The sequence below is a fragment of the Microbacterium sp. CIAB417 genome (genome assembly GCF_022788845.1).
This window is the reverse complement of the sequence record NZ_JAHZUT010000003.1, coordinates 863,569-884,574: the sequence shown is the minus strand read 5'-3', so window position 1 is coordinate 884,574 and position 21,006 is coordinate 863,569. Positions and strand designations below refer to the sequence as shown.

Genomic DNA, 21,006 nt, shown 5'->3' with positions numbered 1-21,006 from the left:
GCTTCGTCATGATCGAGTGTCAGGGTGAGCTCATCCGCTCGAGGTCACCCGCTCGAGGTCTTCCGCGTTGATCGTGTCGCCGTAGCCGAGCAGATTCTGCACCCCGAGTTGCGTGAACAGCGGCGTGAGATCGATGGAGTCGTCGTCGGGGTCGCGGACGTAGATGCGGAACTGGGTGGCGTTGATCGTGTTGTTCGCCGCAACGATCTTGAGCATCTCGCGGAGATCTTCTGCGGTGAACTCGTCCTGAGCGAGCGTCACGCCCACCGCAAGATAGGTGGTCAGTCCGTCGGTGCCCTTGTCGGCCCATGCCTTCTGCACGGGGAACGAGGCCTGCTCGATCGCGGCCGGGATCTTCTTCTCGAACGACCCGTCGGTGAACGGCAGTTGTGCACAGCCCGTGATCATCGCCACCACTGCCGCCATCACGGCGCCGACCGTGGCGCGAAGAGATCGTCGTGCGGCCATCGTCAGCGCCCTTCGCCCGCGGTGAAGAGCGAGTGCTCGATCACCTCACCGGTCATCAGGTCGAGACCCGGGGGAGGGGTGCCGTAGACGGCTCGGTACTGCTGCTCCCACTTCTCGATGGAGGCGACGTAGTTGGGGTTGTTGTGCGCGTCGATGATGTTGCCGACCGGGGGGAGGATGACCCGGTTGACGTTCATCGGCGTGGGGCTGTCGACGTCAAGGTCGAGCTTCGGCACGGCGTCGTTCTCATGCTGGAAGGCGTAAACCGGGATGTTCGGCGGCACAGTGAACGAATCGATCGGTGAGCCGTTCGTGACCACGCCCACCGTGTTGTACGGGAATGTAGGGTCCGACGCGAGGTTCGCCGCCATGATGCCGCCCTGGCTGAAGCCCGTGAGCACGACGTCCTCGCCAGGGGAGATGCCCGCGTCCTGCATCGCCTCGAGCACCGCCCGCTCGTAGACCGCTTTGAATGCGGGGTTGTCCATCATGAGCGCGACGTTCGAGTCACGGTCGTTGAGAGCGCCCTTGTCGCCGAGCAGCTGCCAGTCCTGCGTCGACGGCAGCGAGACGATCCAGTGCTCTGTGCCGTCCGCAGAACGGACCTTCTTGATGTCGATGACGGAGGCGCCTTCGCCGCCGATCGTGTCGGTGGTCCCGTTGACGCGGACGAGGTCCGAGAGGGAGTTCAGATCGGTGACCTTCTGAGAGAGCTCCCACGCCTCTCGCTGCTTCTCGTCGAGCGTCGCCGGGTCGAGTTCCTCGACGTCGGCATCCTTCTGCAGGAAGTTCTGGCCCGCACCCCCCAGGACCGTCCCGAGGCCGCCGCCGCCGAGCGCACCGGCGAACAAGCCCGGGGGGCCGAAGAGGGCGCTACCCATCGTCATTCCGACCACGGTGCCGATGACGCCGCCGACGACCGGCAGCATCTGGGCGACGATCTCCTTCAGCTCCGCCAACGCCTCGTCGATCAGCGGCTGCAGGCGCTGGATCAGGGAGGCGAGCGCGAAGAGCGCCTCGAGCAGATCGTTGGCGAGGCGTCCTCCGGCTTGCACGAGGTCGTAGGCGGCCTCGGCGAAGTTCTTGATCCGGTCCGCGGCCTCCAACGGATTCAGCGTGAAGGAGAACAGCTCATCGGCGAAGCGCGAGAGGCGCACCAACAGATCGCAGACGAACGAGCGCGTCGCATCGACGATGCGCGCCGCGAGTCGCAGCGCGCCCGCCGTGGCGGATGTCCACTCCGCCGCATCCGTCGCGATGACCGACAGATCCTCGTACCGCTCGCGGAGCGCGCGCACGGTGCGTCCGTCGAGCTCCGCCAGTGCGTTTCGGGCACTCGTGAACTGCGGTGCGAGCTGGGCCAGGTCGCCCGCCGCGTCCTCCCACGTCGCCGCGAAGCCGGCGACTTCGGCGGAGTTTCCCAGCAGCTCATCGAAGAGTTCTCGCAGCGGCTGAACGTACTTGAGGAGCAGACCGGCGAAGCCGGGGATCTGCGCGCAGGCGTCGCCGCCCGGACCGGATGCGGGCAGGCCCTGCGCCCATCCTCCGCTGCGGATCTCGCTCGCGATCGCGGCGGCGCCGCTCACGAGTCCTCTCCCTTGAACGCATCGACGGCATTCTGCTCGAGCGTCGAGAACGCCTTCAGAGCGGCTTCCGTTCCGTCGCCCATACGCTCGGTCAGCTCTCGCGCGGTGTCGAGGAGCTCGCGGGAGCGTCCGGCGAGCGCCTGCACGGCGGGCACGAGAATGCCCTGGCTCAATAGGCCGAATGCGTCTGCGGACAGCGGAGCGTTCACCGAGCCGGAGACCGTGGAGAACGTGCTCGCGGCGGTGCGGAGCGTCTTCACCTGCGAGTTGAGCACTTCACCGTCGAGGACGATGCGCTGGTTGGCTGCCTCTGTCATGCCGACACCCCCAGCGCACGTGCGCTCTCGAGATCGATGTTGGAGTACGCATCAGCGAGGTTGTCCAGCGCGGCGCAGATCTTGCGGACCGCTTCGGTGCGGCTCTCCAGCGAGTCCGAAAAGCGGAGACGGGCGGCGTCGAAGGCGATCTGGGCGTCTCCGGACCACTGGGAGCGGAGGGTCTTCGCGTCGTCGTCGAGCTGCTCGAGGATGGCGTCGATCGCCGTTGCGGCTGCCTGGATGTTCGTGGCCGCTGTTGCCAGGCGTGCGGGGGTCACCGTGAGCTGATCCAGCATCGCGTCACCGCAGATCGGTGCCGGCGCCGAACTGAGCCAGCACCTGCTCGCGCGTCTGAGCGACGATGGGGGAGTCGGGCCCGAGCGAGTCCGCCATGCGGGCCAGAGCGACCTCGGCTGCGGCGCGCTGCGCCTCGCGAACGGTGTCGGTGACCAGACGCGAGAGCGTGCGCGCATCCAGGTCGAAGGCCTCGGAGGCGATGTCCACCTGTTCGATCGCACCGCCCGCGCGGGCTGTGACCGTGACCTCGCGGCCGACCGAGTTGACGCTGGCCCGCGCGTCGCGGACGTCGTCGGCCATACGGGCCGCGTCGTGGGCCGCGGTGCGCGCCCGTTCGGTCTGTGCGATGACGCGCATCCGTGCCGCTTCGAGCGCGGCCAGGCTGTCTGCTTCCAGTGACATCGAGTTCGCTCCCCTGACTCGCCATCACCCTAGCGAGCCGGAGAAGTTCGTCGGGAACCCTTGTGGACAGCGCCCCGATCAGACAAGCGTGGCGAGCACGTGGAGGCGCGTCTCGGCCAGGACGGCGATGATCGCGTAGGCCACGACCGCCATGAGCGGCACCCAGGCGGCCAGTGTTCCGGCGACGTCGCGAACTCGCGCACCGACGGGGACGGCGCCGTTGCGCAGCACGTGCAGCGTCACGGCGAAGAACGACGGGATCGTCACCGACCAGGTGACCATGCACCACGGGCAGAGGGTGCCGAGGGCGAAGATGCTCTGCCCGATCAGCCAGCACACGAAGGCGAAGGCGAAGGCCATGCCCGCCCAGAACGCCAGCCAGAACCAGCGGTTGAAGCGCGCGCCCGCGAGGATTGCTGCGCCCACCACGATCGGAGCGACCCAGCCCGCCAACCCCAGGATCGGGTTGGGGAAGCCGAACACGCTTCCCTGCCACGACTGGAGGTTGGCGGTGCATTGCACGAGGACGCTGAAATCGCAGGACGCCGTGGCGTTCGGGTCGGCGAGGAGGTGGAAACGCTCTGTCGTGAGGGAGAACGCTGCGATCCAACCGACGACTCCGGCGACGATGAGCCAGATGGCCAGAGCGATCGGGCGTGCGGGAGCCTGAGAGTCGGACATGTTCGGATTATGACACCGCCTTCTCATGCGCGCGCTGAGGACCGCGACGGTGCTGTGGCCTCGCCTGACACGGATCGGCGCCGGAAGTGCGATAATGGCTGTTGATGTCCTGCGCGGCCGCGCTGTGCGGGTCATCGACGCAGACTTCGGGCAATGACCGCCCGCGCAGCCCGTGCCGTGTGCCGGCTGCAGACCGAATGAGCCGACGGCACCGCTGGTGCGGCGCCGCACGAGATTTTGCCGGGCGACGCGCGGTGTCGCCCCGGTGAGGAGTACGCCGGTGAAGGCCGATGACGCAAACCAGTCCGATGATCGCAATGAGCAGGGTGACGAGCAGCTGACGTTCCCCGTGGACGAGCCCTCTGGCTCGATCGAGGAGTCCGCGCTCGGCGATGCCCCGGCATCCGTCGAGGGGGAAGAGGCGCCCGAGGGTGCAACGACGGGTGACGCCGTGACGGAGCCCGTGGTCGCAGAGCCTTCCCAGACGCCCGACTCTCCCGTAGACGAGTCGCTGTCGGCCGAAGAAGGCTCCCTGGGGCCCGAGGACGCTGAGGCTGCAGCCGATTCCGCGGAGGAACCGGCTGCCGAGGCGCCCGCATCCGCTGAGGCGGAGACGCCCGCATCCGCCGAGGAGGCTGTCTCCACCGAGGAGTCGGCCGCCGTCGTCGAGGAGGCGCCTGAGGAGAAGCCGGGTCCCGTCACAGCGGTCTCACTGGGACTGCTGCCCGAGGTCTTCGTCTCGGCCGTGTCCACCCAGCTGCACTTCTACGCCCCCGAGGTCGTGCCCCTGCCGGCCCTCCCGGAGCCGGAGGATGAGGACACGCCGTCGTCGTCGAGCCGCCGCCGTGGTCGGCGACGCGGCTCGGAGCGCGACGACTCTGACAGCGGACAGCCCGCTCGTCCGCCGCGTCAGCGGGCCGTCGAGGTCATCACCGAGCCGCAGCGCATCAAGGGCTCGACCCGACTCGAGGCCAAGAAGCAGCGCCGTCGCGACGGTCGTGACGCCGGACGGCGCCGCCCTGTCGTGACGGAGGCGGAGTTCCTCGCGCGCCGTGAGGCCGTCGACCGGGTGATGGTCGTCCGCTCGAAGAACGGCCGCATCCAGATCGCCGTGCTCGAGGACAACGTGCTCGTCGAGCACTACGTGGCGCGCAATCAGGACGCTTCTCTCATCGGCAACGTCTATCTCGGTCGCGTGCAGAACGTGCTGCCCAGCATGGAGGCGGCCTTCGTCGACATCGGCCGCGGCCGCAACGCCGTGCTCTATTCGGGTGAGGTCGACTGGGATGCGGTGGAGACCGGCAACCAGCCGCGCCGCATCGAGCTCGCGCTCAAGAGCGGTGACAAGGTGCTGGTGCAGGTCACCAAGGACCCCGTGGGGCACAAGGGCGCGCGCCTGACGAGTCAGATCTCACTGCCCGGTCGGTACCTCGTGTACGTCCCCGGCGGTGCGATGAACGGCATCTCCCGCAAGCTCCCCGACACCGAGCGCGCACGCCTCAAGCGCATCCTCAAGGAAGTTCTCCCCGAGTCCGCCGGCGTCATCGTCCGCACTGCGGCCGAGGGGGCGACCGAGGAGCAGCTGACGCGCGACGTGCAGCGACTCACCGCGCAGTGGGAGCACATCAGTCGCCAGAACGAGTCCGTCCAGGCGCCCGCCCTGCTGCACTCCGAGCCGGACCTGCTCGTGAAGATCGTGCGCGACGTCTTCAACGAGGACTTCACGAAGATGCTCATCCAGGGCGAGGAGGCGCAGCACACCATCGAGGGCTACCTCGAGGCCGTGGCGCCCGACCTGCTGGAGCGCGTCGAGCGTTACGAGGGCGGGGGAGACCCGTTCGACGACTTCCGTGTCACCGAGCAGATCGAGAAGGCCCTCGACCGGAAGGTCTGGCTGCCCTCCGGCGGTTCGCTCGTCATCGACCGCACCGAGGCGATGACGGTCGTCGACGTCAACACCGGGAAGTTCGTCGGATCCGGCGGAAACCTCGAGGAGACGGTCACCAAGAACAACCTCGAGGCCGCGGAGGAGATCGTCCGGCAGCTGCGCCTGCGAGACATCGGCGGCATCATCGTCGTCGACTTCATCGACATGGTGCTCGAGTCCAACCGCGACCTCGTGCTGCGACGGCTCATCGAATGCCTGAGCCGCGACCGCACGAAGCACCAGGTCGCCGAGGTCACCTCGCTCGGCCTCGTGCAGATGACCCGCAAGAAGCTGGGTCTCGGCCTGCTCGAGACCTTCAGCGAGGCCTGCGAGGTCTGCGCCGGGCGTGGGGTCATCGTGCACCACGACCCGGTCGTGAAGCACCGCGGAGGTGCCGGTAACGGCAACGGCAACGGCGGCAACACCAACGGCAACGGCCGTCGCTCGCGGCAGAACACGCCGCCGCCGGCCCCGGCGGGTCAGGCGCACGTCATCACCGCAGGGGTGAAGTCGGCTCTGGCTCAGATCGCCGCATCCACGATCCATCCGGGTTCCGAGGAGGCGATGGTCTCCGACGTCGAGGTCTCGATCGCATCCGTCGAGGTCGTCGAGCAGGTGGAGGAGCGTCCTCGCGCAAAGCGCAAGAAGCCGCGCCACGACGCCAAGCCCAAGTCGGAGAAGGAGCTGCTGCTGGACTCCGTCCTGGACGCGCTACCCGAGCCGAAGGCTCCGGGGCAGGGGCGCGGGCGTCGCCGCGTGACGACCGCCGCGCTCACCGGCACTCCGGTCGTCCACGTTCCCGACGGCGAGTGATCGCGGCGTCACCGTCCGCGGCGTTCGCGGGCGGTGATGCGCAGCCCTGAGCCGATCAAGGCTCGAACGAGCGTGTGACCGTCGACCGCGTGCGCGCCGGCGGACACGAGCCGCTCGTGCGCGTCATCGGGGACGTCGTAATGATCGAGATCGAAGCCACGCCGGGGGATTCCGTTGGCGGCGGCGAAGGCGTGGAGTTCATCGAGGTTGCTGTCGCTGATGAGGTGCGACCACAGACGGCCGTGGGCGGGCCAGCGCGGGTCGTCGATGAGGATCGCCATCCGACGATCGTAGGGCGCTGCCGAGGGCGTCCGGGCGCGCGCGACACGCGCTCCGGCTCCTTTTGCCACCTCGGCCCTCGATCGGGTAAACTCTTCCTTTGGTGCGTCGCCCTATCGCTGGGCACCCGGCTTGACGATGTGCGAGTCGATGCATCACCGGACTTCTCCGCCCATGGCGGAGTCCCTCCAGACAATCGGAGCCGAGCGCTCCCAAGACGAAACAGGTGTGAAGTGGTTTACGCAGTTGTGCGCGCCGGCGGCCGGCAGGAAAAGGTCGAGGTCGGCACGATCGTCGTTCTCGACCGCCAGCAGGCGAAGATCGGCGAGACCCTCGAGCTGCCGGCCGTCCTGCTCGTCGACGGCGACGCGGTCACGACCGACGCGGCGAAGCTCGCCAAGGTGACGGTCACCGCCGAGGTCCTCGGTGAGGAGCGCGGCCCGAAGATCGTGATCCAGAAGTTCAAGAACAAGACCGGTTACAAGAAGCGCCAGGGGCACCGTCAGGACCTCACGCGCGTCAAGGTCACCGGCATCAAGTAAGTCCAGGAAGAGGCGAAGAAATGGCACACAAAAAGGGCGCGAGCTCGACTCGTAACGGTCGTGACTCGAACGCACAGCGCCTCGGCGTGAAGCGCTTCGGCGGCCAGGTCGTCAACGCGGGCGAGATCATCGTCCGTCAGCGCGGCACGCACTTCCACCCGGGCGCCAATGTCGGCCGCGGTGGCGACGACACGCTGTTCGCGCTGTCGGCCGGTGCCGTGCAGTTCGGCACCAAGGGCGGCCGCAAGGTCGTCAACATCGTGGGCGCCGCGGAGTAATCCGCCGTCATACGCAGACGTCGGCGAGGGGCGGGCTTCGGCCCGCCCCTCGCTTCATATCCAGGAGGGCGCACACATGGTCACGTTCGTCGATCGAGTGACGCTTCACCTGCGCGCGGGCAAGGGCGGCAACGGCTGCGTGTCGGTGCGCCGTGAGAAGTTCAAGCCGCTCGCAGGCCCCGACGGCGGCAACGGCGGCAACGGGGGAGACATCATCCTCGTCGCCGACCCCCAGGTGACCACGCTCCTGTCGTACCACCACTCGCCGCACCGCACCGCTGAGAACGGCGGCTTCGGGATGGGCGACAACCGCTCCGGCGCGATGGGTGAGCCCGTCGAGCTGCCGGTGCCGGTCGGCACGGTCGTGAAGGACGAGGACGGCACGGTGCTCGCCGACATGGTGGAGCCCGGCATCCGCTTCGTCGTCGCACCCGGCGGACGGGGCGGACTCGGCAACGCGGCTCTTGCCACGACCAAGCGCAAGGCCCCCGGGTTCGCGCTGCTGGGCACCCCCGGTTGGGAAGGCGATGTCCGCCTCGAGCTGAAGACGGTCGCCGACGTCGCGCTGGTGGGCTACCCCTCCGCGGGCAAGTCGAGCCTCATCGCCGCGGTCTCGGCGGCGCGCCCCAAGATCGCCGACTACCCGTTCACCACGCTGCACCCGAACCTCGGTGTCGTACAGGCCGGCGACGTGCGCTTCACGGTCGCCGACGTGCCCGGGCTCATCGAGGGTGCCAGCGACGGGCGCGGACTCGGGCTGGAGTTCCTGCGCCACGTCGAACGGTGCACCGCGCTGGTCCACGTGCTCGACTGCGCCACACTCGAGCCGGGCCGTGATCCGTTGTCCGATCTCGACGTGATCCTCGCCGAGCTCGCCGCGTACGAGGTGCCCGAGGGTCAGGTTCCGCTCCTCGAACGCCCGCAGGTCGTCGCGCTGAACAAGGTCGACGTGCCCGAAGCGCGCGATCTCGCGGACCTCGTGCGTCCCGATCTCGAGGAGCGCGGCTATCGCGTGTTCGAGATCTCGACGGTCAGTCGCGCGGGTCTGCGAGAGCTCACCTTCGCGCTCGGCGAGATCGTCGAGAAGCACCGTGCCGAGGTCGCCGCGGAGCCCGCGCCCGAGCGCATCATCATCCGACCCAAGGGTGCCGAGAAGGAGTTCTCGGTGCGGGTGGAGGGCGGCACGTACGGTCCGGTGTACCGCGTGCTCGGCGAGAAGCCGGTGCGGTGGGTGCAGCAGACCGACTTCCAGAACGAAGAGGCCGTCGGCTTCCTCGCCGACCGCCTCGACAAGCTCGGCGTCGAGGACGAACTGTTCCGCGCCGGAGCGACGCCGGGCGCGACCGTCGTCATCGGCGAAGGCGACAGCGTCGTGTTCGACTGGCACCCGTCGCTGTCCTCCGCCGCGGAGCTCATGACGGCGCCGCGCGGCACCGACCCGCGCTTCAACCTCGACGGCCGTCGAACGACCAACCAGCGACGCGAGCGCTATCACGAGCGGATGGACGCCAAGGCCGCCGCACGCGCCGAGCTGGAGGCGGAGCGCATTCGCGAGGGCGAGGAGTGAGCGTGAGCTCACGCGCCGACCTGCCCGCGGCCAGGCGCCTCGTCGTCAAGGTGGGCTCGTCCTCGATCAGCGGTGACAACGCGGCGAACATCCAGCCCCTCGTGGAGGCTCTCGCCGCCGCTCACGGCCGTGGTACCGAGGTCGTCCTGGTGTCGTCGGGGGCGATCGCGACCGGAATGCCCTTCCTGGCGCTCGATGCTCGGCCCTCCGACCTCGCGACGCAGCAGGCGGCCGCAGCGGTGGGTCAGAACATCCTCGTCTACCGCTACCAGGAGGCGCTGCGCCCGTTCGCGGTTGTCGCAGGACAAGTGCTGCTGACCGCGGGCGACCTCGAGAACCCGACCCACCGCTCGAACGCCCGCCGGGCCATGCAGCGTCTCCTCGGGCTGCGTATCCTGCCGATCGTCAATGAGAACGACACGGTCGCCACGCACGAGATCCGCTTCGGCGACAACGACCGTCTTGCGGCGCTCGTCGCCCAGCTGGTCAGCGCCGACGCACTCGTGCTGCTCAGTGACATCGCCTGCCTGTACACGCGGCCGCCGGACGAGCCCGGGGCGCGACCGATCGCCGAGGTGCCCTACGGAGACGATCTGTCGGGCTACGAGTTCGGGTCCGTCGTCGTCAACAGTGTCGGCACCGGGGGAGCGGCGACGAAGGTCTCGGCGGCACGGCTCGCCGCGGCAGCCGGTGTCGCCGTGCTGGTGACGAGCATCGACCTGGTCGACTCCGCCCTCGGCGGCGGTGAGGTGGGCACGTGGTTCGCACCCAACCCGCATCCCGTCGAGCATCCGTTGACCGGACCGGTCCTGACGCGTCGCTAAACTGAGCGGATGAGTCTGACGACCGTCACCGCAGGCGAGCGGATGCTGCTCGCCAAGACCGCCTCGCGCGAGATCGCACGGCTCTCGGACCCGCAGAAGAGCAGGCTGCTGGATCGCATCGCCGACGCGCTGGAAGACGCGACGGACGAGATCGTCGCCGCCAACGGCGAGGACCTCGATCGCGGGCGCGAGCAGGGCCTCTCCGCCGCACTGCTGGACCGCTTGGCTCTCGACACCGCGCGCGTGCACGCTCTCGCTCAGGCCGTGCGGGAAGTCGCCCTGCTGCCGGACCCGGTCGGACGACTGCTCGAGGAGAAGACTCTCGAGAACGGGTTGAACCTCCAGAAGATCTCCGTCCCCTTCGGCGTGGTCGGCTCGATCTACGAGGCGCGCCCCAACGTGACCGTCGACATCGCGGCGCTCGCCCTGCGCTCCGGCAACGCCGTCGTGCTGCGCGGCGGCACCGCCGCTGAGCTCAGCAATGCGGCTCTCGTTGGCGCCATGCGCGCCGCGCTGACGGAGGAGGGCGTCGACCCCGAAGCCATTCAGACGCTCGATGCCTTCGGTCGGTCGGGCGCCACCGAACTCATGCACGCCCGCGGAATCGTCGACGTGCTCGTTCCCCGGGGCAGCGCGCAGCTGATCGAGACCGTCGTGACCGAATCCACCGTTCCGGTGATCGAGACCGGCGCGGGGGTCGTACACGTCTACCTCGACGAGAGCGCACCGCTCGAACGTGCCGAAGCGATCGTGGTGAACGCGAAGGCGCAGCGTCCCAGCGTCTGCAACGCGGCCGAGACGGTACTCGTGCACCGCGCGGCCGCGCCGCGTGTCGTCGGTCCCGTGGTGGCCGCCCTGCAGGAGGCGGGTGTGACGGTGCACGGCGACGAGACGGTGGCGCAGCTCGCGTCCGGAATCGTCCCCGCCGACGAGCAGGACTGGGAGACGGAGTACCTGAGCCTCGACATCGCGATGCGCGTCGTCGACGATCTGGATGCGGCGCTCGATCACATCCGTCGCTACTCGACGCACCACACCGAGTCGATCATCACCGACGACGAGGGCAGCGCCGAGCGCTTCCTGGCCGAGGTCGATTCCGCGGTCGTCATGGCGAACGCCTCCACACGCTTCACCGACGGCGGCGAGTTCGGTTTCGGCGCCGAGGTGGGCATCTCCACCCAGAAGCTGCACGCCCGTGGTCCCATGGGCCTGCGTGAGCTCACGAGCTCCAAGTGGGTCGTCCGTGGCTCCGGGCAGGTACGCGGCTGACAGACTAAGCTGGGAGCGCCCGTGCGCCCCACCGATCGATCGGAGAACCGATGAGCCTCGCCCCCTTCCTCACCCTTGTCGCCGAGGAGGCCGAGCACCACGGTAACGTCGCCGCGGAGACCGTCGGATACGGGATCATCGCGCTCATCGTCTTCACCGCCCTCGCGCTCGTGACCCTCTCGTACCGCAACGTCGCCAACCGTCACGCGCACAAGGCGGAGGCGTACGCCAAGAAGCACGCGGCCGATCTCGAGCCGCGCGGACACGGCCACTGACTCTCGGACAGATGAGCGCAGGTCGAGCGCCGCGCATCGGGGTGATGGGCGGCACCTTCGACCCGGTTCATCACGGACACCTCGTCGCGGCGAGCGAAGTCGCCGCATCCTTCGGCCTCGACGAGGTCATCTTCGTGCCCACAGGCGAGCCGTGGCAGAAGTCTCAGGTCACCGAGAGCGAGCATCGCTACCTGATGACCGTGATCGCCACCGCCTCGAACCCCGACTTCAGCGTGAGCAGGGTCGACATCGACCGCTCCGGGCCGACATACACGATCGACACTCTCCGCGATCTCCAAGCCCAGCGTCCGGACGCCGAGCTCTTCTTCATCACGGGAGCCGATGCCGTGGCGCAGATTCTCAGCTGGAGGGACCATGATGAACTGTGGGACCTCGCCCATTTCGTGGCGGTCTCCCGGCCCGGGCACCCGCTATCGGCGGCCGGACTACCGAGCAAGAACGTGAGTCTGCTCGAGATCCCGGCCCTGGCCATCTCTTCGACGGACTGTCGGAACCGCGTGCACAACGGACAACCGGTGTGGTACCTCGTTCCGGATGGAGTCGTCCAGTACATTGCGAAGCACCACCTCTACCGGAGTAAGGCATGAGCAACCCTGACCAGCCCAGCACTCCGCCGCTGACCCGGCGCCAGATGCGCGACCTGCGCAACACCGGATCGACCCCGATCCAGAACCCGCAGGACGCTCCCGCCAGCGCGCCCGAGCCGAAGCCCGAGCCGGTCGCCCCGCTTCCGCGCGCCGCCGCGCCCGCCATCGTCCCGCCCGCGCCGCGCGCGGATGCCAGCGTCGACCTGGGCGTCTCGCCGCTGACTCGGCGCCAGGCGCGCGAACAGGAACGCATCCGTACGGCTTCCGTTCCGGTCATCACCCCTGACGCGGGTGCAGAAGCCCCGCCCGCGATGGTGAAGCCTGCCGAGGAGAACGAGCCCGCGACCGAGACCGGTGGCATGACGGCGCTATTCGCCCCGAGCGAGGACGAGCGGCCCGCCGACGAGACGCCGTTGGCCGCGGCCGAGGCGGCCCTGGCCGATGAGCCCGCGCCCGTGGTGTCGCCGCAGCTCGGCTCCGCGCTGCTCGAGGGCGGAGTGCCCGAGGTCGCGCTCCCGCCCTCCTTCGACCACCTGCTCACGCGGGAGGGTTCGACGGGCAGCATCGCCACGCCGAACGCTCTGATCCTGTCGCAGACGCCGTCGGCGGATGCGTTCACGTCTCCCATCGCGGCGACCGGCGAGGTGCTCATCACCGGCACGTTCGCGCTCCCCGAGGGACTCGGCTCGCGCGGCCACGCGCCCGGGACCACCGACGGCAAGGAAGCCGACGCCGTTCTCGTGGACGGTGAGCTGCCGCCCGCATCCTCTCCCACCCCGATCGCGGCCAGCGCCGCGATCAGCACCATCAAGAGCGCGGACGAGATCATCCGTCCGCCGGCGCCCGAGAAGGGCAGTCGCCTCATGCTCGTGCTCGCCATCACCGCCGGTGCGCTTGCGCTCGCGCTGGTCGGCGTGCTGGTGTTCGCCGTATCGACAGGACTCTTCTCATGACGTTGACCGATGCATCCGTCGAGGTGCTGCAGATCGCCGCGCGCGCAGCCGACGCGAAGGGCGGCGAGGATCTCGTGGCACTCGACGTGTCGGAGCCGCTTCCGCTCGTCGACATCTTCCTGCTCGTCACCGGGCGCAACGAGCGCAACGTGGCAGCCATCGCCGACGAGATCGAGGAGCAGCTGCTCGAGCACGGCGTCAAGCGTCTGCGCCGGGAGGGCCGCGAGGAGTCGCGCTGGATCCTGCTGGATTTCGGCGACCTCGTCGTGCACGTCTTCCACGAGCAGGAGCGCGTCTTCTACGGTCTCGAGCGCCTGTGGAAGGACTGCCCGACGGTTCCCATCGACCTGCCGGTGCCGACGCGCCCGGAGTGACCGGGCTAATTTCGCTCACGACTCATCCGTGTTGTAAGCTGAATGAGTTGCCCGGACGGGTGACAGAGGGCCTGTGGCGCAGCTGGTAGCGCACCTGCATGGCATGCAGGGGGTCAGGGGTTCGAGTCCCCTCAGGTCCACCCTCACGATACGAAGGCCTCCGCGAAGCGGGGGCCTTCACTCGTTTCCCGGCGCCGATCGACGGCGTCCCGGCACGGGAACGCACAGTTCGTGCGCCGAAAGCGACAGGTTGTGCGTGAGCCCGATGCGGGCCGTGCCGAGCGCGTGAAATAGGACTCGGCACCGGTGCGCTGACGCCCGGGCCGTCCTCCGATGACGGAGGTCTGCACACAGAGGAGAACACAGTGAGTTCAACGACGGCTCGGAAGCCGATGTCGAACAAGAGGTTCCTCGCGATCTGGATCCCGATCGTCGCCGTGGTGGCAATCATCGCCATCGGCGCGAACATCGCGATCGGGATGTATCGAGGAGCCATCGAGTCGTACATGGGCGCGGGAACCTACGCGATCAGCAACACGGCGGACGGCGACAAGCTCGACACCGAGTACTACACGGCCGACTACGCGACGAACGAAGAGGCCAAGAGCGCGTCGTCCGAACTCGTGGAGGAGATCGCGGGCGAGGGCATGACCCTCGTCAAGAACAACGGGACTCTGCCGTTGGCGGCCGGCGCCGTCACACTGCTGGGCCGCGGCGCAGCCGACCCCGTCTACGGCGGCTCCGGTTCCGGAACGGCGGACACCCGCACTGCGGTGAACATCAAGGCCGGCATCGAGAACGGCGGCTTCACAGTCAACGGGACGGTCTACGACCAGCTCGCGGCGTTCGCCGAGGCGAACCCGGCGGCGGAGGGCGGCCGGACGAACATTGTCATGGACAAGCCCGAGGAGTCGAACTACAACATCGGTGAGATGCCGGTCGCCGACTACTCGCAGGCCTCGCGCGACAGCTTCGCGGAGTTCGCGGACGCCGCGATCGTCGTCATCGGCCGTGCCGGCGGCGAAGGCGGAGATCTCGCGACCAACATGGAGAAGTGGGACGAGCGCGCAGAGCCCGGTCAGCACCAGCTCGAGCTCAACGCCGATGAGAAGGACCTGCTCGAACTCGCCAAGAGCCAGTTCGAGAACGTCATCGTGGTCGTGAACGCATCGACGTCCATGGAGCTCGGTCCTCTCCAGGACGACGAGGGTATCGACGGCATCATCCTGGCAGGCTCTCCTGGAGTCAACGGATTCAACGCGCTGGGACCCATCCTGAGCGGCGACATCAACCCCTCGGGGCGCACGGTCGACGTGTTCTCGCGCGACTTCACCGCTGATCCGACCTTCGTCAACTTCGGCGACTTCGCCTACACGAACGTCGACGACGCCTACTTCGTCGACTACGAAGAGGGCATCTACGTCGGCTACCGCTATTACGAGACCGCGGCTGTCGAAGGCTTCATCGACTACGACCAGGCCGTCGTCTATCCGTTCGGCTACGGGCTCAGCTACACGAGCTTCGACAAGGCGATCACCGGACAGCGTCTCGGCGATGTGGACGGCGACATCTCCGTCGACGTGAGCGTCACGAACACCGGCGCGGTCGCAGGCAAGGATGTCGTGCAGCTCTACTACACGGCGCCCTACACGCCGGGCGGGGTCGAGAAGTCCTCCGTCGTGCTCGGAGCGTTCGCGAAGACGAGCCTGCTCGAGCCCGGCGCGTCGGAGACGGTGACCCTCACCGTTCCCGTCGAGGAGATGGCGTCCTACGACAGCACCGGCGACGGGGCATACGTGCTCGACGCCGGCGTCTACGAGATCAAGGTGCAGAACGACTCCCACACGATCGCCGCGGGCACCGCTCCGATCACGTACACGGTCGACGAGAAGGTCACCTACACCGAGGGGCGCGCGAGCGACGAGACGGCGGCGACCAACCACTTCGAGGATGTCACCGCGGCCTTCTCCGAGGGCAAGGTGACTGCGCTGTCCCGTGCGGACTTCGCCGGGACGTTCCCGAAGGCGCCAGAAGGAGCCGACTTCGAGGCGAGTGAGGCGACGATCGCCGACTTCGCTCCGTACGACGCCGCCGCGGCCGCTGCGGCAGACACGGACTCCGAGGCGCCCGTGTGGGGCGCAGATGGCGACGTCTCACTCGTCGACATGCGCGGACTCGCGTACGACGACCCGAAGTGGGACGCCCTGCTTGACCAGCTCACGCTGGACGAGGTCGTCGACATGCTCACCTCGGGTGCGTACAACACGGCCGGTCTCCCGGACATCGGCAAGATCCGGACCAACGACCTCGACGGTCCCGCCGGGTTCAGCTCGTTCATCAACCCCGATCTGTGGACCGGAACGGCCTTCCCGTCCGAGTACCTGCTCGGACAGACGTGGAACGTCGAACTCGCCAACGCGATGGGTGTCGCGATCGGCAACGAAGCGCTCACGATGGGGGCAAACGGCTGGTACGCACCTGCCGCGAACCTGCATCGCTCTCCGTTCGCCGGCCGCAACTTCGAGTACTACTCCGAGGACCCGGTGCTGTCCGGGGCTCTCGCCACGGCTGCTGTGGACGGCGCGCTCACGAAGGGCGTCTACTCGTTCACGAAGCACTTCGCGATGAACGACCAGGAGACGAACCGCGTTAACGGCAACGGCATCGCGACGTGGGCGACCGAGCAGACGATCCGTGAGATCTATCTGAAGCCGTTCGAGATGATCGTCAAGAACGCCAGCGGCGAGCTGTCGTACTACGACGCCGACGGCACGAAGCAGACCGCCGAGATCGGTGCCACCGCCATGATGAGCTCGTTCAACCGCATCGGCGGCACGTGGGCCGGTGGCTCCGCGGCGCTCATGCACGACGTGCTGCGCGGCGAGTGGGGCTTCACGGGCTTCGTGATCACCGACTTCAATCTCTATCCCTACATGTATGTCGATGAGGCGTGGGCCGCTCGCGGCACCGACCACATGCTGACCTTCGCGGGGATGAAGACGGTCGAAGACACCGAGAGTGCCTTCGCACAGTCCAACATCCGCTACGCCGCCCACAACCTGCTGTACACCGTTGCGAACTCCAACGCGGTGAACGGGATGGCTCCGGGAGCGACGCTGACGTACCAGCCCGCAGCGTGGGAGTTCTGGATCACGGTCGGCACCGTCGTGCTGGCACTGCTGGTGGCCGCGGGAGTGGTGTGGATCATCGTCCGCGTCCGCCGTCACCGCAATCGCCCGGTGACGGTCGGCGACGAGCTCGCTTCGTCCTGACACGGCACGTTCGGGGCCGGGCCGCCGCGCCCGGCCCCGAACCGCGATTGTCCTCCCGCGCTCGACGCGCGATGCGAACGACCAAGAAAGACCCATTGTGAAAGACACCCCCTCGCTCGTAGCGAGTCTCTCGCTGCTCGAGAAAGCGGCCCTGCTCAGCGGCGCCAACACGTGGCAGACGCGAGCGATCGAACGCATCGCGCTGCCGCCCGTGTGGCTGGCGGACGGCCCTCACGGTGTGCGCAAACAGGTGGGATCGGCCGACCACCTCGGCATCAACGGCTCAGAACCCGCGACCTGCTTCCCGACCGCCGCCACGATCGCCGGCAGCTGGGACGATGAGCTGGCCGAGCAGATCGGTGCGGCGCTCGGCCGCGAGGCGTCCTCGCAAGGCGTCGGCGTCCTGCTCGGACCGGGCCTCAACATCAAGCGCAGCCCCCTCGGCGGCCGCAGTTTCGAGTACTTCTCGGAAGACCCGGAGCTCGCGGGCAGACTGGCCGCCGCCTACGTCCGCGGCATCCAGTCCGAAGGTGTCGCGGCGACTCCTAAGCACTTCGCGGTCAACAGCCAGGAGCTGCGCCGCATGGTCAGCGACTCGGTCGTCGACGAGCGCACGCTGCGCGAGATCTATCTCACCGCTTTCGAGATCGTCGTCCGCGAGGCCGCCCCGTGGGCGATCATGTCCTCGTACAACCTCGTCAACGGCGTCTACGCCCACGAGAACGCCCACCTGCTGACCGAGATCCTGCGCGACGAGTGGGGCTTCGACGGCGCAGTGATCTCCGACTGGGGCGGGTCCAACGACGCCGTCGCCGCCGTGGCCGCCGGTGCCGCGCTCGAGATGCCCTCGCCCGGTTTCGACTCGGCCCGCGAGATCGTCGCCGCCGTCGAGTCCGGCCGGCTCGCCATCGCAGATCTGGACGCCCGCGTCACCGAGCTCATCGACCTGGTGCGCCGCGTGACCGAGCGCGCCGCCGCTATCGTCGACCTTCCCGCGCATCACGCGCTCGCCCGCCGCGCCGCTGCCGAGTCCGCCGTGCTGCTGCGCAACGAGGGCGACCTGCTGCCGCTCGCGGCGGGGACGCGGGTCGCACTCATCGGCGCCTTCGCCACCGCGCCCCGCTACCAGGGCGCCGGATCCTCGCTCGTGAACCCCACGATCCTTCCGACCCTCGCCGACGTGCTGCCGAACTCCACCCTGGACGTCGTGGGCGTCGCGGAGGGATTCCGCCGCGACGGCCGTGCTGACGAGGCACTGCGCGCCGAGGCGCTGACGCTCGCGGAACGCGCCGACGTCGTGGTGCTGAGTCTCGGGCTTCCCGAGATCGCCGAGTCGGAGGGCATGGACCGCGCGACCCTCGACCTGCCTGAAGAGCAGGTGCGCCTGCTCCGCGATGTGCACCGCGTGAACCCCCGCACCATCGTGCTGATCAGCGCCGGAGGCGTCGTGTCGACGCCGTGGGCGACGGATGCGGCTGCGCTGCTGCACGCCTACCTCGGCGGCCAGGCCGGCGCCGAGGCCATCGTGGATGTGCTCACCGGCACTGTCGACCCGGGCGGACGACTGGCCGAGACGATGCCGCACACTCTCGCCGACACGCCCACCGCGAAGACCTTCCCGAGCGCTGCCCGCACCGCCGAGTACCGCGAGGGGCCGTTCGTCGGCTATCGGCACTACGACACGGCCGGAGTCCCCGTCGCCTTCCCGTTCGGCTACGGCCTGAGCTACACGCGATTCGCGTACTCGGATCTCGAGGTGGATGCCGACGGCGCTCACGTCACGGTCACGAACACCGGCTCTCGGGCCGGGAGCGACGTGGTCCAGATGTACGTCGGACGAGCCGGTGAGAGTGCGCTGGCGCGTCCGCGTCGCGAGTTGAAGGGGTACGCGAAGGTACGCCTCGACGCGGGCGAATCGCGCCGCGTCTCGCTGCCGTTCGGTGAGCGCACCTTCCGGGTCTTCGACGCCGCCGCGAATGCCTGGGTCGTCGAGCGGGGCGCCTACGAGATCTTCGTCGGCGCACACGTGGAAGCGCTCGAGCTGTCGACGACCGTAGAACGCGACGGCGTCGCACCGGCGCCCACCGCGCGGACGGGAGCCTCGCTGACGGATGCCGAGTTCGCGACACTCCTCGGTCGCGAGGTGCCCGATCCGCGCTGGCCCGCAGGGCCGCTCGGTGAGAACGACCCGATGGATCGGCTCGCCGAGGCGCGCAGTCCGCTCGGGCGGCTCGGCTTCCGCATCCTCGACGCAAGGCGCCGCAAGGCGGATGCGGCGGGCACTCCCGACCTGAACGTGCTGTTCCTGCTGAACGGGCCGTTCCGGGTCATCTCGAAGATGAGCGGCGGGCTCGCCACCCGCCGGCTCACCGGTGCCGTGCTGACGCTCGTGAACGGGCAGACGTTGCGGGGCCTCGGACGCGTGATCGCCGCCTACGTTGGCGGCCGACGCGATGAGAAGGCGACGAAGAAGGCGTTCGACGCCGCTGCAGGGAACAGGAGCACACGATGATCACCGCCATCTCGAAGTGGTGGGGTCGCTTCCAGACCTCACGTCCGGAACTGTCGAAGTTCATCATGTTCCTGCTGCTGTCCAACGGCGTCACCGTGCTGCAGCTGGCGCTCATGCCGATCTTCCGCTGGGGCTTCGCGAGCTTCACGGGACTCACGGACGTCGGATTCCAGGTGCTGCCCGTCGGCTCGAACGTCGACGGCAGCCAGTACTACATGTTCGACTACGCCGCCGGGGCGCTTCCCGCCGGCGGTGGCGGGCTGGCGTACTTCCTGGCGGTGCAGATCACACTGCTCATCGCCCAGGTCATCAACTTCTTCCTGCAGCGCAACATCACGTTCAAGTCGAACACCTCGGTGTGGGTGGCAGCCGGCTGGTACACGGTCGCCTACGTGGCGATCACCTTCATCGCCGCCGCGGCTCAAGGCTTCTACAAGGCGCCGATCTACGACTTCTTCATGGTGACCCTCGGATGGGGCTCGAGCGGATCCGTCGTGGCCGATGTGCTGACGATGATCATCAACGCGGCGATCTCGTTCTGGGTGTTCTACCCGATCTTCAAGGTGATCTTCCGTCAGGTGCCGACCGAGGTCGAGGTGGTGGCGGAGCCGGGCGACAAGGTCGAGCGATGACGAACCGCACGCCCGTCGCGCCGGCTCTGTCCATCGTCGTACCGGCGTTCGACGCCGACGAGTACCTGGGGCGCGCGCTATCGGAGCTGGACGCGGTCGCCGGCGTCGAGGTGATCGTCGTCGATGATGGCTCGACGGACGCCACCGGCGCGCTCGCGGACGACTGGGCCGCGCGGCGCCCCGCGTCCCGGCGGGTGATCCACCAGCCCAACCGCGGGCACGGTGGCGCCATCAACGCGGGACTCGCCGCCGCACGCGGCACGTTCGTGAAGATCCTGGATGCGGACGATTGGCTCGACATCGCCTCGCTCGCCCGCCTGGTGCGTGAGCTCGTGGCGCTGCAGGCCGCGGACGTCGACGCGGTGTTCACCGACTTCGTGCACGAGCGCGTCGGCAAGTCGGCGCGCGCTGCGCGTTTCGACTCGGTGTTCCCCTCGGACGGCGTGTTCGAGTGGGCCGATACGGAGCGATTCGGGCGCCGTCAGGTGCTCATGATGCACGCGATCGTGTATCGCACGGAGCTCGTGCGCGCGAGCGGGCTGCTCCTTCCCGAGCACACCTTCTACGTCGACAACCTCTACGTGATGACCCCGTTGGCGCTGGTGCGTCGGATGCGGTACCTGCCGATTCCGCTCTACCGCTATCACGTGGGCCGACCTGGCCAGTCCGTGGCACCGGAGGTCATGGTGCGACGGGTGGAGCAGCAGCTGAGGGTGAACCGGCTGGCACTTGCCGCGCTTCCCTCTCCGCACGCGGTCACTCGCGGTGAGGTACCGGCGCAGCTGTACCGTGCGCTGCTGCACCACGTGGAGGGGGTGTGCGCGGTCACGAGCGCGACGTTGGCCCGAGCCGGGACCGCGGGTCACCTCGTCGAGCGCGACCGGTTCTGGCGAGAAGTGCGTGCGGAGAACCCCTGGCTGTATACGCGCATGCGTCGCAGCCTCCTCGGGGCGGTGAGCAACCTCCCGGGTCAGGCGGGTCGCCGCGCGACGAGCCTGGCCTACGACTGGGCTCGTCGCGTCGTCGGGTTCAGCTGAGACGAGCCCCGGCTTCCTCACGTGCACGACGTCCCGTCTACGATCGATGGGGAGACCGGCCGAACCCGCGGCCGGCTCGTCATCATCGCCGTA

21 protein-coding genes and 1 tRNA gene are annotated in these 21,006 nt (G+C 68.5%); 15 read left to right on the top strand and 7 right to left on the bottom strand.

Annotated elements, in window-relative coordinates:
• Window positions 1-30: 30 nt before the first annotated feature.
• The 6 genes from KYX17_RS16620 to KYX17_RS16595 all read right to left on the bottom strand — a co-directional run bounded on the left by KYX17_RS16620 (window position 31) and on the right by KYX17_RS16595 (window position 3,751).
• Entirely contained in the window at window positions 31-468 is a 438-nt protein-coding gene (locus tag KYX17_RS16620; protein WP_243228033.1) for a hypothetical protein, read from the bottom strand.
• A gap of 2 nt (window positions 469-470) precedes the next feature.
• Entirely contained in the window at window positions 471-2,054 is a 1,584-nt protein-coding gene (locus tag KYX17_RS16615; RefSeq protein WP_243228032.1) for a hypothetical protein, read from the bottom strand.
• The gene (locus KYX17_RS16610; RefSeq protein WP_243228031.1) at window positions 2,051-2,371 is read right to left on the bottom strand and encodes a hypothetical protein; all 321 of its coding nucleotides are present in this window, start codon (window positions 2,369-2,371) and stop codon (window positions 2,051-2,053) included. The genes KYX17_RS16615 and KYX17_RS16610 overlap by 4 nt, the downstream gene beginning before the upstream one ends.
• A complete protein-coding gene (locus KYX17_RS16605) occupies window positions 2,368-2,667 on the bottom strand; it encodes a WXG100 family type VII secretion target (protein WP_243228030.1) in 300 nt (99 codons plus the stop codon). The genes KYX17_RS16610 and KYX17_RS16605 overlap by 4 nt, the downstream gene beginning before the upstream one ends.
• 4 nt (window positions 2,668-2,671) lie before the next feature.
• Complete coding sequence (locus tag KYX17_RS16600) at window positions 2,672-3,070, bottom strand: YbaB/EbfC family nucleoid-associated protein (protein ID WP_243228029.1); 399 nt, start codon at window positions 3,068-3,070, stop codon at window positions 2,672-2,674.
• A 78-nt stretch (window positions 3,071-3,148) separates the two neighbouring features.
• Window positions 3,149-3,751, bottom strand: coding sequence for a vitamin K epoxide reductase family protein (locus tag KYX17_RS16595; RefSeq protein WP_243228028.1), 603 nt, complete (start codon window positions 3,749-3,751; stop codon window positions 3,149-3,151).
• Between the two features lie 280 nt (window positions 3,752-4,031).
• On the opposite strand from KYX17_RS16595, the gene KYX17_RS16590 reads away from it, so the two are divergent.
• Window positions 4,032-6,491, top strand: coding sequence for an Rne/Rng family ribonuclease (locus KYX17_RS16590; protein WP_374208962.1), 2,460 nt, complete (start codon window positions 4,032-4,034; stop codon window positions 6,489-6,491).
• Window positions 6,492-6,499: 8 nt separating this feature from the next.
• On the opposite strand, the gene KYX17_RS16585 is transcribed toward KYX17_RS16590, so the two are convergent.
• On the bottom strand, window positions 6,500-6,772 hold the full coding sequence (locus KYX17_RS16585) for a DUF4031 domain-containing protein (RefSeq protein ID WP_243228027.1): 273 nt from the start codon (window positions 6,770-6,772) through the stop codon (window positions 6,500-6,502).
• A 231-nt stretch (window positions 6,773-7,003) separates the two neighbouring features.
• Here KYX17_RS16585 and rplU point away from each other — a divergent pair, with 231 nt between their 5' ends.
• The 14 genes from rplU (at window position 7,004) to KYX17_RS16515 (ending at window position 20,913) form a co-directional block, all read left to right on the top strand.
• Window positions 7,004-7,312: a 50S ribosomal protein L21 gene (rplU, locus tag KYX17_RS16580; RefSeq protein WP_137416799.1), complete on the top strand. Its 309-nt coding sequence runs from the start codon at window positions 7,004-7,006 to the stop codon at window positions 7,310-7,312.
• 20 nt (window positions 7,313-7,332) lie between these two features.
• Entirely contained in the window at window positions 7,333-7,590 is a 258-nt protein-coding gene (gene rpmA, locus KYX17_RS16575) for a 50S ribosomal protein L27 (RefSeq protein WP_137416800.1), read from the top strand.
• A gap of 76 nt (window positions 7,591-7,666) precedes the next feature.
• Window positions 7,667-9,157, top strand: a complete 1,491-nt coding sequence (obgE, locus tag KYX17_RS16570) for a GTPase ObgE (protein WP_243228026.1) — start codon at window positions 7,667-7,669, stop codon at window positions 9,155-9,157.
• On the top strand, window positions 9,154-9,981 hold the full coding sequence (gene proB / locus KYX17_RS16565) for a glutamate 5-kinase (protein WP_243228025.1): 828 nt from the start codon (window positions 9,154-9,156) through the stop codon (window positions 9,979-9,981). The genes obgE and proB overlap by 4 nt, the downstream gene beginning before the upstream one ends.
• A gap of 9 nt (window positions 9,982-9,990) precedes the next feature.
• The gene (locus tag KYX17_RS16560; protein WP_243228024.1) at window positions 9,991-11,250 is read left to right on the top strand and encodes a glutamate-5-semialdehyde dehydrogenase; all 1,260 of its coding nucleotides are present in this window, start codon (window positions 9,991-9,993) and stop codon (window positions 11,248-11,250) included.
• 50 nt (window positions 11,251-11,300) lie between these two features.
• The gene (locus KYX17_RS16555; RefSeq protein ID WP_243228023.1) at window positions 11,301-11,525 is read left to right on the top strand and encodes a hypothetical protein; all 225 of its coding nucleotides are present in this window, start codon (window positions 11,301-11,303) and stop codon (window positions 11,523-11,525) included.
• A gap of 11 nt (window positions 11,526-11,536) precedes the next feature.
• Window positions 11,537-12,133 carry a nicotinate-nucleotide adenylyltransferase gene (gene nadD / locus KYX17_RS16550; RefSeq protein ID WP_243228022.1) on the top strand — a complete coding sequence of 199 codons (597 nt, stop codon included), beginning with the start codon at window positions 11,537-11,539 and terminating at the stop codon, window positions 12,131-12,133.
• Window positions 12,130-13,086 carry a hypothetical protein gene (locus KYX17_RS16545; RefSeq protein ID WP_243228021.1) on the top strand — a complete coding sequence of 319 codons (957 nt, stop codon included), beginning with the start codon at window positions 12,130-12,132 and terminating at the stop codon, window positions 13,084-13,086. The genes nadD and KYX17_RS16545 overlap by 4 nt, the downstream gene beginning before the upstream one ends.
• Complete coding sequence (gene rsfS, locus KYX17_RS16540; protein WP_137416807.1) at window positions 13,083-13,460, top strand: ribosome silencing factor; 378 nt, start codon at window positions 13,083-13,085, stop codon at window positions 13,458-13,460. Before KYX17_RS16545 ends, rsfS begins: the two co-directional genes overlap by 4 nt.
• Window positions 13,461-13,527: 67 nt before the next feature.
• Window positions 13,528-13,600 (top strand) — tRNA-Ala (locus tag KYX17_RS16535).
• Between the two features lie 225 nt (window positions 13,601-13,825).
• Window positions 13,826-16,732 carry a glycoside hydrolase family 3 protein gene (locus KYX17_RS16530; RefSeq protein ID WP_243228020.1) on the top strand — a complete coding sequence of 969 codons (2,907 nt, stop codon included), beginning with the start codon at window positions 13,826-13,828 and terminating at the stop codon, window positions 16,730-16,732.
• Window positions 16,733-16,829: 97 nt separating this feature from the next.
• Window positions 16,830-19,244 (top strand): glycoside hydrolase family 3 C-terminal domain-containing protein, encoded by a 2,415-nt coding sequence (locus KYX17_RS16525; protein WP_243228019.1) that lies wholly within the window; start codon window positions 16,830-16,832, stop codon window positions 19,242-19,244.
• Entirely contained in the window at window positions 19,241-19,876 is a 636-nt protein-coding gene (locus KYX17_RS16520) for a hypothetical protein (protein WP_243228018.1), read from the top strand. Before KYX17_RS16525 ends, KYX17_RS16520 begins: the two co-directional genes overlap by 4 nt.
• Window positions 19,873-20,913 (top strand): glycosyltransferase family A protein, encoded by a 1,041-nt coding sequence (locus KYX17_RS16515; RefSeq protein WP_243228017.1) that lies wholly within the window; start codon window positions 19,873-19,875, stop codon window positions 20,911-20,913. The genes KYX17_RS16520 and KYX17_RS16515 overlap by 4 nt, the downstream gene beginning before the upstream one ends.
• Window positions 20,914-21,006: the final 93 nt, after the last annotated feature.